Source organism: Candidatus Laterigemmans baculatus (genome assembly GCF_010367455.1).
In the GTDB taxonomy this organism is placed as follows: domain Bacteria; phylum Planctomycetota; class Planctomycetia; order Pirellulales; family Pirellulaceae; genus Laterigemmans; species Laterigemmans baculatus.
Genome location: NZ_WRPR01000016.1, coordinates 58993 through 72540 on the forward strand (window position 1 = coordinate 58993; position 13548 = coordinate 72540).

The 13548-nt window shown below is 62.2% G+C and carries 10 protein-coding genes; 1 reads left to right on the plus strand and 9 read right to left on the minus strand.

The window, feature by feature from the left end:
* Positions 1–136: 136 nt before the first annotated feature.
* On the minus strand, positions 137–1102 hold the full coding sequence (locus GNK13_RS03300) for a DUF808 domain-containing protein (RefSeq protein ID WP_164101014.1): 966 nt from the start codon (positions 1100–1102) through the stop codon (positions 137–139).
* 606 nt (positions 1103–1708) lie between these two features.
* Between GNK13_RS03300 and GNK13_RS03305 the strand changes: the two genes are divergently transcribed.
* The gene (locus GNK13_RS03305; RefSeq protein ID WP_164101015.1) at positions 1709–5437 is read left to right on the plus strand and encodes a PAS domain S-box protein; all 3729 of its coding nucleotides are present in this window, start codon (positions 1709–1711) and stop codon (positions 5435–5437) included.
* A gap of 121 nt (positions 5438–5558) precedes the next feature.
* On the opposite strand, the gene GNK13_RS03310 is transcribed toward GNK13_RS03305, so the two are convergent.
* The 8 genes from GNK13_RS03310 to GNK13_RS03345 form a co-directional block, all read right to left on the minus strand.
* The gene (locus GNK13_RS03310; RefSeq protein ID WP_164101016.1) at positions 5559–6569 is read right to left on the minus strand and encodes a DUF1559 family PulG-like putative transporter; all 1011 of its coding nucleotides are present in this window, start codon (positions 6567–6569) and stop codon (positions 5559–5561) included.
* Between the two features lie 51 nt (positions 6570–6620).
* Positions 6621–7406, minus strand: coding sequence for a DUF4198 domain-containing protein (locus GNK13_RS03315; protein ID WP_164101017.1), 786 nt, complete (start codon positions 7404–7406; stop codon positions 6621–6623).
* A gap of 1063 nt (positions 7407–8469) precedes the next feature.
* Complete coding sequence (locus GNK13_RS03320; protein WP_164101018.1) at positions 8470–9228, minus strand: phosphate ABC transporter ATP-binding protein; 759 nt, start codon at positions 9226–9228, stop codon at positions 8470–8472.
* The gene (gene pstA, locus GNK13_RS03325) at positions 9225–10121 is read right to left on the minus strand and encodes a phosphate ABC transporter permease PstA (protein ID WP_164101019.1); all 897 of its coding nucleotides are present in this window, start codon (positions 10119–10121) and stop codon (positions 9225–9227) included. Before pstA ends, GNK13_RS03320 begins: the two co-directional genes overlap by 4 nt.
* Positions 10108–10983, minus strand: a complete 876-nt coding sequence (pstC, locus tag GNK13_RS03330) for a phosphate ABC transporter permease subunit PstC (RefSeq protein WP_203545334.1) — start codon at positions 10981–10983, stop codon at positions 10108–10110. Before pstC ends, pstA begins: the two co-directional genes overlap by 14 nt.
* Positions 10946–11815 (minus strand): phosphate ABC transporter substrate-binding protein, encoded by an 870-nt coding sequence (locus GNK13_RS03335; RefSeq protein WP_164101021.1) that lies wholly within the window; start codon positions 11813–11815, stop codon positions 10946–10948. The genes pstC and GNK13_RS03335 overlap by 38 nt, the downstream gene beginning before the upstream one ends.
* Positions 11816–11857: 42 nt before the next feature.
* On the minus strand, positions 11858–12181 hold the full coding sequence (locus tag GNK13_RS03340; protein WP_164101022.1) for an ArsR/SmtB family transcription factor: 324 nt from the start codon (positions 12179–12181) through the stop codon (positions 11858–11860).
* Positions 12182–12328: 147 nt separating this feature from the next.
* The gene (locus tag GNK13_RS03345) at positions 12329–13507 is read right to left on the minus strand and encodes a hypothetical protein (RefSeq protein WP_164101023.1); all 1179 of its coding nucleotides are present in this window, start codon (positions 13505–13507) and stop codon (positions 12329–12331) included.
* Between the last annotated feature and the right edge of the window lie 41 nt (positions 13508–13548).

Genomic DNA, 13548 nt, shown 5'->3' on the forward strand with positions numbered 1-13548 from the left:
GAACTCTAGCTTGTTCTGAGCGCACCGCTGATCAGTAGGTTCTGACGCAAAACCGACCGGTGTGAGCAAGGTCGGGCGGGAAGAAGAGCTGAGGAGACGCTGGATTAGCTGCGCGTCGAAGAGTCGTGTAGCGTCTTCAGTGAGGGGAGGGGGCCGAGTCGACGGTCGTTGGACGGAGGCGCCGGAGGCCGGTGATGAGCAGCAGCACGATCGTTCCGGCAACGATTCCAACGACGGCGTTGAACATCATTTCGGTGAAGCTACCAAGCACGACGCCGCCGGTTTCGAACTCCGCGACCGGGTGGACGACTTCCTCGGCCAAGTGATGAAGCGGTGGGGCGCCATGGACGAGGATCCCGCCCCCGACGAGGAACATCGCTGCGGTCCCGGCGATCGAGAGAAACTTCATCAAGTACGGAGCAGTCGCCAGGATCGCATAGCCCGTGCGTTGCTTGAGCGTGCGGCTGGAGTTCTCCGCGGCCGATCCGATTAACCGTGCACCAAGGTCGTCGAGTTTGACGATGGCCGCGACGAGACCATACACGCCGATGGTCATGAGGAGCGAAATCGACACGAGGACCAGCAACTGCGTGACAAAGGGCGAATCGGTGACGGTCCCAAGGGTGATGACGATAATTTCGGCTGAGAGAATAAAGTCGGTGCGGATGGCTCCCTTGATTTTCTGTTTCTCGAGTTGGACCATATCGACTTCAGGTTCCACCAGTGCCGAATGGAGTTCCTCCTCATGGGCGGTGGCTTCGGCCGGATGGAGGAATTTGTGGGCGAGCTTCTCGCAACCCTCGTAGCAGAGATACAGGCCGCCAATCATCAGCAGGCCGACGATCACCCAGCCCGGCGTGAAAGCGGCCAAGGCGAGTGCCACCGGAACCAGGATCGCCTTGTTGACTGCCGAGCCTTTGGCCACCGCCCACACGACCGGCAGCTCGCGGCTGGCGTCGACACCGGTCACCTGCTGGGCATTCAGAGCCAGGTCGTCGCCCAAAACACCCGCCGTTTTCTTGGCAGCGACTTTGGTGAGAACCGCGATGTCGTCGAGGATCGTGGTGATGTCGTCGAGCAACATCAGTAAGCCGCCAGCCATGCCTTTCCTTTCCAGCATTCTCTTTGAGTGAAGCCATTCGCCGGCAGTGTATCAGCCAAAGCTCGTGGCGTGCTACGCTTCGAGCCAACGCGAACGATTCCAAAGCGGCGCCGTTGGACTGGAAATAAATTCAAACTTTTCGCCCCCTCCTCTCGCTGGACAGTGCCCCTTTCACACGCGGAATTGCCATAACGCACAGCCGTGCCCAGCAGTTGGCTCCATCATCGTTCAACGGCAAGCGGAACCAGTTCAACGTGGCGCTGTCCAGCCAGCGACTCGGCCGGCAAGGACAGCTCGTCAAATGGCAGTCCCAACTCCGCCTGCAGGGCACCATCGCGGACGCGTCGCAGGTAGTGCGGCTGTCGATTGGGGAAATGGATATCGGCCGTAGGTATGGCTGCGGCGCGGAAAGAACGTCTCCAGTTCGTCCCTGAGCCAAGCCTCGACGGCCTTGGGGAACGCTTGCGTGGCCTGAGTTCGGACGGCGTCGGGCGAGATCATTGCTTCCTTTCCTCGGGATCGGCGGATGTCCAGCGGTGCTTCGCAACCGGGGCTGCGCTCGATTATGGCTATTGGGGTTCGGGAGTGGCTCGCTAGAATGTTCCGATGAACGAAGCCGAACCCGACGACCTGCTCCAAGTGACGCTTGCCAGCATTGGCGATGCGGTGATCGCGACCGATCCTGAAGGACGCGTTACCTTCCTGAATGCCGTTGCCGAAAATCTGACGGGCTGGCCGACTGAGGAGGCTCAAGGTCGTCCCCTCCATACGGTCTTCCGCATCTTCAACGAGCACACTCGGGAGCCGGTGGAGAACCCGGTCGAGAAGGTGCTTCGCTTGGGCCGGACGGTGGGGCTCGCCAACCATACCATCTTGGTCGCCCGGGACGGGACCGAGGTTCCGATCGACGACAGCGCCGCTCCGATCCGTGGCGGCGATGGGCGGCTGCGGGGGGTGGTCCTGGTCTTTCGTGACATCACCGAGCGGAAGCAGGCCGAGGACGCCGCTGCCGAGCGTCACCGGATCACGGCCTTGCGAGCCGATCTCGCCACCGCCCTGGCTCAACCCCGGTCTTTGCAGGCGGGGCTGCAGGCCTGCTGCAAGACGTTTGGGCGGCACCTCGAGCCGGCGGTCGCTGGCATTTGGGTTCGGGATGAAGCCGAAGGCCTGCTGGAACTGTGGGCGAGCGGCGGGGCGGCGGACCACCTTGCCGATCTCCAGGCCCCGCTCCGGTTCGGTGAGGGCAGGATTGGACGGATCGCTGCCGCAGGGGAGCCGGAACTGATCAATGAGCCATCGCACGAGTCGGGCGAGTCGGGCGAGTCGGGCGAGTCGCTAGGCCAGTGGGGCGCGGCGGTCGGCTTTGCGGGAATTCCGCTCGTGGTGGACGGGCGGGTCTTCGGGGTCCTGGCGATCTTCTCTGGCGAACCGCTCGGCGAGCGACTGCTCGAGGACTTGATCCCGCTTGCCGAGCAGGTCGCCCAGCACATCGAACGGAAGCGAGCCGAGGAGCGGCTGCGCGAGAGCGAACTTCGCTACCGGCTGATTGGGCAGGTGGCGAACGACGCGATCTGGGATTGGGATTTGGTGACCAATCGCGTGGTTTGGAACGAAGGGGTGCAGGCCCGTTTTGGGTATCGCCCCGAGCAGATTGGCAGCGACGCGTCGTGGTGGGTGGACCACATTCATGAGGCGGACCGGGAGCGGGTCGTCCACAGCATCCATGGCGTCATTGACGACGGTGAGTTCTGGGAGGACGAGTACCGGTTTTGTCGGGCTGACGGAAGCTATGCGATGGTCTTCGATCGAGGCCGGGTCGTGCGTGACGAGAGTGGCAAGCCGATTCGCATGGTCGGTTCGATGCTCGACCTGACCGAACGGCTGCAAGCCGAGGAGCGTCTTCGGGAGCGGGAGGAGCGGCTTCGCATGGCGATCGAGTCCGCCTCGATCGGGACCTGGGACTTCGATCCGGCGACCGGCTCACTCAAGTGGTCCGATCGCTGCAAGGCCATGTTTGGGTTGCCGCCCCAGGCAGAAGTCACCTACGAAGTGTTCTCCGAGCGGCTGCACCCGGAAGACCGGGAGCGGGTCCATCGAGGCGTCGAGGAAGCGCTTTCTCCCGAGGGGGACGGACGGTATGAGCTCGACTATCGCTCCCTCTGGCCCGACGGAACCGTGCGGTGGATTGTCGCCAAAGGGCAGGGGCTCTTTGAGTCCGACGGACAGGAGCGGCGGGCGGTGCGGTTTATCGGGACGGTGCTCGATGTGACCGAGCGGAAGCGGGGGGAAGAGTCGCTACGGTTCCAGCTCGACCTGACGAGGAGCATTACCGACAACGCTACGACCGCCATCTTCATGATGGATGACCGCAGCCGCTGCACATTCATGAATCCGGCGGCCGAGGCGATGACGGGTTTCACTTTCGCCGAAGTCGGCGGCGGCGTGCTGCACGACTTCATCCACCATCATCGCCCGGACGGGACGCCGTACCCGATGTCGGAGTGCCCCATCGATCGGGCGCTGCCGGAACATTTTGAGGTCCGCAGCCACGAGGATGTCTTCTTCCGCAAGAACGGCGAGGCCTTTCCGGTGATGTGCAACGCGCGTGTCATTTATAAGAAAGGCACCGCGATCGGGACGGTCATCGAGGTACGGGAGACGACGGCCGAGAGGAAAGCGGCCGAAGCGGCGCTGAAACGCTCCGAACAGCTTCGGCGGCTGGCCGATGTGGCGACGCGAATCGGACTGGCGCACGACGTCGCATCGGTGATGGGAATTGTCACCGAGGAGATTCGGCACATCGTCGAGTCCCACCAGTCGGTCGCCAGCATGACGGTCGATCAGGATTGGGCCCAGGCAATCACCGCCGTTTCGATGTCGGAAAAATACGACCGGTGGAAACACTATGACAAACCGCCCGACGGTTCGGGGATCTACTCGCTGGTTTGTCGCATGAACGGACCGATGCGACTGACGCAGGCGGAGTTGGAGGCCCATCCGGCGTGGAAACGCTTTTGCGGGGACGAGGATCATCCTCCGATGCGGGGGTGGCTTGCCGCGCCGCTCGTGGGCCGGGACGGACGGAACATCGGACTGCTGCAGGTCTCCGATAAACTGGAGGGAGAGTTTACCGAGGACGACGAAGCCGTGCTCGTGCAACTGGCGCAGATGGCTTCGGTCGCCGTCGAGAACGCGCGTCTGGTCGAGAGCCTGCGGCACGCCGACCGCCGCAAGGACGAGTTCCTCGCCACCCTGGCCCATGAGCTGCGGAATCCGTTGGCCCCGATCCGCATGGGACTGGAGGTCATGAAACTCAGTGGCGATGTCGCCGGAGCGACCGAGGAAGTCCGCGGCATGATGGAGCGGCAAACCGAGCAGTTGATCACGCTCGTCGATGACCTGTTGGACGTGTCTCGGATTACGCAGGGAAAGCTCGAACTGCGGAAGTGTCGGGTGAGCATCGCGGACGTCGTCCAAAACGCGGTTGAAGCGTCGCGGCCGCAGGTCGACGGAGCGGGACACGAGCTGACGGTCAAAGTTCCCGACGACCCCATCCATCTGGAAGCCGACCCGAACCGATTGACGCAGGTGATCTCGAACCTGCTCAACAATGCCGCCAAGTACACACCCGAAGGAGGGCAGATCGGGGTCTCGGTGAAGCGGCAAGGGAGCGACGTCGTGGTGCTCGTCCGCGACAACGGGATTGGGATCCCCGCCGAGATGCAGCAACGGGTCTTCGAGATGTTCGCCCAGATCGATCGTCCCATGGAAAAGGGCTACGTGGGGCTGGGGATTGGGCTGACGCTGGTCAAACGCCTCGTGGAGATGCACGGCGGCGTGGTCGAGGCTCGCAGCGAGGGGACGGACAAAGGGAGCGAGTTCTCGGTACGTCTGCCGGTCCTCATGCGGTCGCCGGCCGAGGAGCGGAGACCTGAGTCGCCGCAGCCTGAGGCGGTGAAGGTCTCACGCCGGGTGCTCGTGGTCGACGACAACAAGGCGGCTGCCGACATGCTGGCCCTGGTGGTGAAAATGCTCGGCAACGAGGTCCGCACAGCGAGCGACGGACAACAGGCGGTCGCGATCGCCGCCGAATACCTCCCGGAGGTGGTGCTCATGGACCTCGGGATGCCGAAGATGAATGGCTACGAAGCGGCGCGGCACATCCGTCAACAGGACTGGGGAGCCACGATGCTGCTGGTGGCGCTGACCGGATGGGGACAGGAGGAAGACCGGCAGCGGACGAAAGCGGCGGGGTTCGACCACCACTTGGTCAAACCCGCTGAGCCTGCGGACCTGCAGCAGCTGTTCGCCCGGATCGCCCCAAACTCGGCCTGACGGCGGCCGGGCGAATGAGGCTGTTTTGCAACAAAAAATGCAGTGCGGGGGGGACCGCCGCACTGCAACTTGAATCGATCCGTTGTCGCTGGACCGCCTGCTCTCGCCTCACACCGGCTGCTTAGAAATCCCGCAGAACCTCTCCGCCGGCGCGGGTTCCGAGGCCACGCCAGGTGGCCAGGTCGATGCTATCGGGAACGAATCGAACCGAGCCATCGCCGAGCGCGATGTTGGCACCGCCGGGATGCTGGCTGCGGGCAGCAAACCAGCCGAAACCGTTCCGCATGACATCGGGAAACGCGAAGTTCGGCGACGCATAGGTGTTGAACGTCGTCGTGTGCTCGCGTCCCCAGATCCATGCTCCGCCTCGGAAGCCGTGCCACTGGCCGGTTGCCATGGCCGCGACGGCCAAATCGGGGTTTTGCCCTGGCGCACCTGTGAAGCCCATGCCTGGAGGGCCCATGCCGCCTCCCGGATATTTTGCCATCACCCGCTCGGCGACTTCCGGTGTCGGGCCGGAGCTGTCCTGGCCGGTTCCTATTAGAGTCTCCGACAGCACGACCGTGTTCGATGATCCGTCGGTCATGTCGCGGAAACCAGTCGCCGACCCCCACCAGAACATTCCATCGGTGCGGGCGCGTGTGTCGTAGTTGTGGTCGACACCGGAGCCGCTGCAGATCACATAGTTGGTCCCGGCAAAGACACCTGAATTGTAGCTGGTGAATGTTGCCGGATACCCATCGCTCGGACAGAGCATCAGGGCAAGCTCTTGCTGAGCGACCATCTCATGAACTGGATTGAGCGTTTGGCTTCCACCGCTTCCAAGCATCAAGGGTTGCTGGAAATCGATCAGGTCCTGCAAGTTCTTCTGCTCGATGAACGGCAAGAGTCGAGCCTGGACCGAAAATCCATAGTTGCTGGAGTCGGGAAGCCCCGGGAAAACTCGAAAGGTGCTCTCGTAATTGTGCAGCGCCAGTGCAAACTGCTTGAGATTGTTCGTGCACTCCATCCGTCTGGCGGCTTCGCGAGCCGCTTGAACCGCTGGCAGAAGCAGTCCCACGAGGACGCCGATGATCGCGATTACGACCAGCAGTTCGACGAGCGTGAAGGCTTTGGGTTTTTGTTTGCGCATATTTTCACCTCAGTATGTCTGTAAGGATTGCGGGTATGCGATCGAGCTCGCTTACTCGCAGCACGAACAGAGTTGAGGAACGAAAATCGCTAAGGTTGCCGAGTAGGCAGTGGCGTCGTACCCGTCGCCTTTCTGGTCATGGGCACGGTGATGCACCACGACCAAGTAGTAATTGCCCTCGCGAGGAGTGAAGGAGGCGAGGCCCTGCTCGTCCGCCATCCGCTCGTATTCCTTATCGAAGCCCTCGGCCAAGGCCTGGCCACGAGGGATGAAGCTCACTCGAGCATCTTCCAGGGGTTGGCCTTCGTACAGGACTTGAACGCGGATCGGCTGGCCGGGGCCCACGTTTCGGACAGGGTGGGACTGCAGGACGAGTTCCAGGGGGTGGCCGAGTGGCGCGTCGAAATCGGCACCCGACGAGCTGACTTGATCGAGGCTGTCGCTCGCGAGGAAATAGGTCTTGCTGCTTTTGATCGCTCGGGTGGTTCGGTGCAGCGTGTCGAGGGTGTGGACCACGCAGTGGAGGCCGGGAGCACCGGTCACGAAGCGGGCGGACCAAAACCCTTCCTTCGGCGCGTAGCCGGTGTCGATCAAATCGGGCTTCAAGTCGTAAGACTCTCCGGAGGGAGTCAGCACCGAGAGCGTGCAGGGATCAAGAGAGATCTTGCTGGCCAGCTTGAAGTCACGGTGTTCGTTGCCGTGGTTGCCTAGCATCAGATCGACGTGGACGAGGTCACCGACTCGCGTCAGATTGGTATTGGTTTGCACCCACGTGTCATGAGCGTGGGCAACTGAAGCCGAGACCAGCAAAAGAAACAGAAAGCTGAAGCGTCGCATGATTGAGAAAATCCTTGTGCGGATGATGTTCTGGTAGTAACTCCCCCGACCTGCGCCGACGGCGCTAGCCGCGGGTGAGCCGACGGCGCTAGCCGCGGGTGAGCCGACGGCGCTAGCCGCGGGTTCTGCGGTGGACAGCCGAGAGTCGCGAGGCTCGAGGCTAGCGCCTGCGGCCCGAGAGGCCCGAGGCTAGCGCCTGCGGCTCAGGAGGCCCGAGGCTAGCGCCTGCGGCCCGAGAGGCCCGAGGCTAGCGCCTGCGGCCCGAGAGGCCCGAGGCTAGCGCCTGCGGCCCGAGAGGCCCGAGGCTAGCGCCTGCGGCTCAGGAGGTTGACGTCACCGGTTTTTCTGCCAGAGCTTTGGTTTAACCGGGCGGCACAAGAGGCTGTTGGCGTTCAGCGGTTGCAGCTGGGAGCCAACAGCAGGTCAGCGGTTCGCTTTCGAGCTGGACGAGCAGCCGAGCGGCAGGGGGAGGCACATCCACCGGATCGCTCATGCTGAGCCACTTCACGCCGAGTCCACGACATTCCATCGCTTGAAGCAATGAAACGTAATGCGGTTCGGCTTCCGCTGGAGAATCCTCGCAGGTGCGGTCCGCGCCGGAATGGCTGCAGCAGCTGCGCGGTGGGCTGGATTGCGGTGGGCTGGATTGCGGTGGGCTGGATTGCGGTGGGCTCGCACCACGCTTGGCGAGCGCGCTGGCTGGTGGCGTGACTCCCTGAGCTTCAGCCCAAGCAAGCTTCTCTTCGTGCGAGAAGCAGCAGCACGACTGCCAACACTGGTCGGCCGAGCCACAGCCGCAGGCATGAGCCTCGCAGGGAAACCGTTCCCCCTTGGCCACGATGCGGTTGACCGGCAGGGGGAAATGGAATGTCGCCACCACGTAACACGACAGCATGACGGCCGCCAGGAGCCGCCGGCTAATCGAGTGAGCGCGGAATTGCTTGCAGCGGAGCATTCTTCGGCGGTGATACACGGCGGGAGCGCGAGACGATGCGATCGATAGTAATGCCTCTGACGCGTAAAAACAATCTGCGGCGATGGACCGCACATCCGCTGGAACGTCCTAGCCGCTGCGGCCTGAGAGGTAGGATGTCACGAGGGGGTTGGCGGATGACCGAAAAAGCGACTCCGTTTCCCCATACTCGATGATTTCACCGACGCCCTCGCAGATCCAGAAGACGGCCATGTGATCGGCGAGGCGGCGGGCTTGAGCTAAGTTGTGCGTGACGATGATGATCGTGTATTGGCCTCGCATCGAACGGATCAGTTGCTCGACGCGATCCGCGGCGATGGGATCGAGGGCGCTGCATGGTTCGTCCATCAGCAGCACCTGAGGCTTGAGCGCGAGGGCGCGGGCGATGCAGAGCCGTTGCTGCTGGCCGCCGGAAAGCTCGAGCGCTGAATGGTCCAGTCGGTCATGGACTTCGTCCCACAAACCGACATCACGGAGCACGGACTCGATGATTCGCTGTCGATCGCTGCGGCTGTGCCGGCCATGTTCGCGAACCGCCAACTCAATGTTGCGGCGGATCGACATCGCGAACGGGTTGGGTTTCTGAAAGATCATTCCAACATTGCGGCGCAGTTCGACTGGGGATGCAAAAGCTTCCTCAATTCCTTGCCCATCGAAGGTGATTTGCCCGCTGACGCGTGCGCCGGGAAGCAAGTCGGTCATTCGGTTCAGGGCGCACAGGAAACTGCTCTTTCCACAACCCGAGGGACCGACGAGAGCGAGCACCTTTCCCGGCTCGGCAACAAGTGATGCATTCCGCAGCACAGTGCGGCCGTGGTAGGAGATTGACAGCTTTTGCGTGGAGATCATCCCTTGCCTCCCACCGACCGTCCCTGCAAGCCAGCGGCGTGCAGCAGTAACGTGGTCGTCGCATTGATGGCGAGCAACAGTGCGACGAGGACGCAGGCCGTTGCATAGGCCCGTGATCCACCGCCTGGTACGTTCATGGCCATGTCATAGATGTGCACACTCAGGGAACGTCCGGAGTCGAGTAGCGACTCGGGGCGCCGGGCGACGTACCCGGCGGTAAAAATCAGGGCAGCCGTTTCTGCCAGGGCCCGCCCGATGCTGAGCACCACACCCGCCATCAAAGCTGGTGCCGCGGCGGGCAAAACGACGCGAAACAGCGTGGCGGATCGCCCCAGGCCAAGTGCGGCTGCAGCGTAGCGGTACTCATTGGGCACAGCCACAATGGCTTGTTCGCTCGTCCGAATGAGGATCGGCAACACCATACATGCCAGCGTTAGTCCTCCAGTTAGGATCGAGTAACCAAGGCCGAGCATGATCGCGAAGAAGGCATTGCCAAAGAGTCCGAATACGATTGACGGAACACCGGCCAAGACATCCAGGCAGCGACGCACGTTCCTCGCGAACCTTGAATCTTGGTCCACTCGCTCGGTCAAGGCGATGGCTGTGGCCAGAGAAAGTGGGATGGCCAGCGCCAGGGTGACCATTAGGATCAGCATGGTTGAGAAGAGGACGGGACCTATCCCACCGGCACGACCCGCATCTTCGACTCCCTCGATCAGGAACGAAGGGCTGAGCTGCGATATCCCCCGCACCGCAATGTCGATAAGAATCCAGGCGAGGGTCGCGACCACCAGCCCTGCGGCCATCCAAACCGCGACGGCTGTAAAGAACTCTGGAATCTGGTGCCGTCTGGTTGGCGTCGTTGCGGATGCATGAAATCTACCGCCACTCATCCGACGCTCCTCTCCGATAGGAGATGCCGACTACAATCACGCTGACGACTAGCATCAACATTAATCCGCTGACAAACAGTACGGAGCGATGAAAGGTCGAGGCGTAACCCAGCTCCAAAGCGATGTTGGCGTTGAGCGTTCGGCCTGGTGACAGCAACGAGTTCGGCACTTGAACGACGTTGCCCGCCAGCATGAGCACCGCCATGGTTTCGCCCAAAGCTCGGGTGAGTGCCAGCAGGACGCCGGCCCCGATGCCACGGCGCGCACCAGGAATCACCACTTTCCCCACGATGGACCACCGCTGCATTCCCAGGGCTGCAGCTCCTTGGATCCACGCTCGCGGCAGCGAAGCGATCGCGGCGTCCGAAAGCAAGGCCACGGTCGGCAGGATCATCAGCCCAAGGACGGCCGTTGCGGTGAACAAGTTTTGTCCGCTGCCTCCCAGTCGCGCGACCAGCGGAGCGAGTACGACCAGTCCCCATAATCCAAACACGACCGAAGGGATGCCTGCTAGCAGTTCGATGAGTCGGCGATGCCAGATGGCGAGGGTTCGGGGCGCGTAGAAATGAGCGAAGACGGCTGAGGCGATTCCAAGCGGGGCTGCGATCGCAACGGAGCCCAGGCTCGTCGCCAGCGTCGCTACAATCATCGGAACGAGGCTGAATTGTCCCGAGAGGGGGTGCCAACCGGGATCGGTGAAAAAACGAGCGAGCCCCAATTCTTGCAAGGCCGGAGCCGATTCCCGTACAAGGAATCCGAGGATGAGGAGAACGATCGCGGCCGAGAGGATCGCCAGGGTGCGAGAGATGATTCGAAGCGACAGGTCACTCCGCGACATCAGGTCCCCTTGCCGCTGGAACAAAATAATTCGCCTTCACCAAATCTTCGACGTCGGGCGACTGGCAAAAGCGGATAAACTCGATCGCGAGCCGTGGTGGTGAGCCTGTCGTCACAAGATTCAGTGGTCGGCTCATCGGGAACTCGCCACTCGCGACGCGGGCGGTGCTTGCCTCCACCCCACCGAGCGGCAGCAAGCGGATGGGCACGCCCGCTTCGATATTCGCCTCGGCCGTTCCGATCGAGACGTATCCAATCGATCCCTCGGAACCGGCGACGGTCTTCACTCCATGTTCGTTGTCGCCCACGATGACATCCGCTTTGACCACGGGATTCTCAATACCCAGGTGATTTAAAAAGATCTCCAACGTTGCCCGGCCTTCGGCCTTGTGCACGACCGTGATTTCCTGGTCCTCGCCCCCAAGTTCGCTCCAGTTGCGGATCTGGTCGGTATAGATTGTGATAAGTTGCGATTCACTGAGCTGCTTGATTGGATTGGCTTGATGGACGATCACGCCCACGCCGTCGGCTGCGATGGGGTGAGCCGTAAGGTCGGCTTCATCGGGTTTCAAAGAACGGCTGGCCATCCCAATCTCAGCCACGCCCGTGCGGGTATCAGCGATCCCTTTGCCGGACCCGCCGGTCTGGACATCGATGCGGACTCCTGGGTGCCGCTGCTCGAATCGCTTCGCAATCTCCGTCACTAGCGGCGCCACGGTGCTCGAGCCGGTGAGCGTCAGTTTGCCGCTGAGCGTTTCTTCGTCCGCGGCAACGATGGGCTCGGCCGAATTTCGTGCGCAGCCTGGGACTGCAAGGGCGAGGATCGGGGCGATGAGCCAAGCGTGGATCGACTTCATTGGGAACTCGACGCAGCTTTCCTGAGAGCATTGCGGGTGGGTTCAGGAGAAGGAGAGGGTGCAACAGCCGAGGTCGATCGCTCGCCCTTTGCAGCGGACGAGAAGTGCCGGAGCAAGCGCATAGGAGGCGTACCGGCCTTCACGCTTTCGCGTCACCAGCCGGGCGTCTCGGAGTGCTTTGAGGTGGTGCGAGAGCAGCGTCGATTCGACCCCGAGCGACTCGTTGATCGCCGAGACGGTCTTTGGTCCCTCGAGCAGCTGCTCGACCACGGCCAACCGCGTCTCGTCGGCCAGCACCTTCAGGACGCTCGCACAGGAAACGTCCTCGCCGGACTCTTGGCCGAGAATGCTGAAGGAGGGTCTCATCGTTTCTCGCCCACATGAAGACGGTGTCAATTGAGCAGTTATTCAATCATTGGCCAGTCCGCAAGTCAAGCGCGCGGCCGGGGGGGACCGCTAGCGGGCTCCCCTCGAGACGGTCCCGCCGGAGCTACCGAGCTGCGAGCCCCGGGCTTAGACGAAGAAGGAAAGCGCGAGGATGAGAACCAGCAGCATCGGATAGGCGACGCGTGAACCGCGTTCGATTCGCTCCGCCAGCGGTTTCTTCCCATACCGCACCAGGAGCATATTGACTGCGGTCTGCATTAACCCAGCAAAGACCATCAGCGTGGAGAGCAGGATGAAACGGTCCATGCGCGTGATGTAGGAGACGCGCGGCAAGAGCACGGTGGTTGCAAAGAGATACGCGACGAGGGTCAGAAACGCGGTTGTCGATATACCGATGTTCGTATCGGCCTTTTCGGGATCGATCAGTCGCGGCAGCCAGGAGATGACCACGATCATGCAAAGGGGGATGATGACCTTCAGCACATAGTAGGTGGGTTGCCGACGGACCTGAAGCGTTACCTCGTAGCCGGCAACGCCGGGGGGTTCCGCAGCGGGGAAATAGGGTGCCGGGGCGGCCTGCCACGACTCGACCGTGAAATCGGGCAGCGAGAACCGGCTGGCAATGTTTGACGTTCTTCCTGCTTCGGTCACCAAAGTAAGAATTTTGACGTCCTTCTCGAGCAAACCTGCGGCGACGAGCTGGATCGACAGCTGCTGGTGGTCGAACGGAAAGTCCCGGAGATCGAGTGGTTGCGAGAAGCGGCCCCAAATCTTCTGGCGGTAGATCACCGTTCCGTCCGGCCGGATCTCGACCGATTCCGGATAGGACTGCCAGGCCATCTGCTGACCGATGATCGCCAAGCGTGGATTCCAGACTTCGGTTAGCCCGCGGTGCAGCGGCCCCGGCCCGGGGTGGCTCAGGACCGGATTCTTCCACCGGGCTTCGAAGTAGACGCTGGCTGCGAAGCTCTGGTCCGCCGAGTCGATCTCATCGATGTCGAGGACGTAGAGGGCGATGTGTACCTCGGTCGGTTCACCCCAAATCGTCGGCCGAACGAGTTCGGGCGGAGCCTCGCCCTGCGGCACCGTCGGCTCGATCTCCCCAGTCGCATCGGCATTGATCGGATGCGTTACGGGCCCGGTTGGAGGTTCGTCGACATGTAAAGAGGAGGATGTCGAAGGCCCGCTGTTTGAAGGACCGCTGTTCGAAGGAAGCCCCATGGAGAGCAACGCGGCGAAAGCGTAGGTCAGCAAACACCGCGACCGCGTTGATTTCGCAGACCGCACAGCCAGCAAGGAGTTCATGGCAAGCTCCCGGTTAATCCGCCTTCAGGGGGCGGCTCCTT

What these genes read in the sequence shown, in the direction of transcription:
- GNK13_RS03345 (WP_164101023.1), bottom strand. Translation starts at nt 13,507, where the DNA reads ATGAACTCCTTGCTGGCTGTGCGGTCTGCGAAATCAACGCGGTCGCGG.
- GNK13_RS03340 (WP_164101022.1), bottom strand. Translation starts at nt 12,181, where the DNA reads ATGAGACCCTCCTTCAGCATTCTCGGCCAAGAGTCCGGCGAGGACGTT.
- GNK13_RS03300 (WP_164101014.1), bottom strand. Translation starts at nt 1,102, where the DNA reads ATGGCTGGCGGCTTACTGATGTTGCTCGACGACATCACCACGATCCTC.
- GNK13_RS03320 (WP_164101018.1), bottom strand. Translation starts at nt 9,228, where the DNA reads ATGATCTCCACGCAAAAGCTGTCAATCTCCTACCACGGCCGCACTGTG.
- pstA (WP_164101019.1), bottom strand. Translation starts at nt 10,121, where the DNA reads ATGAGTGGCGGTAGATTTCATGCATCCGCAACGACGCCAACCAGACGG.
- GNK13_RS03305 (WP_164101015.1), top strand. Translation starts at nt 1,709, where the DNA reads ATGAACGAAGCCGAACCCGACGACCTGCTCCAAGTGACGCTTGCCAGC.
- GNK13_RS03335 (WP_164101021.1), bottom strand. Translation starts at nt 11,815, where the DNA reads ATGAAGTCGATCCACGCTTGGCTCATCGCCCCGATCCTCGCCCTTGCA.
- GNK13_RS03310 (WP_164101016.1), bottom strand. Translation starts at nt 6,569, where the DNA reads ATGCGCAAACAAAAACCCAAAGCCTTCACGCTCGTCGAACTGCTGGTC.
- GNK13_RS03315 (WP_164101017.1), bottom strand. Translation starts at nt 7,406, where the DNA reads ATGCGACGCTTCAGCTTTCTGTTTCTTTTGCTGGTCTCGGCTTCAGTT.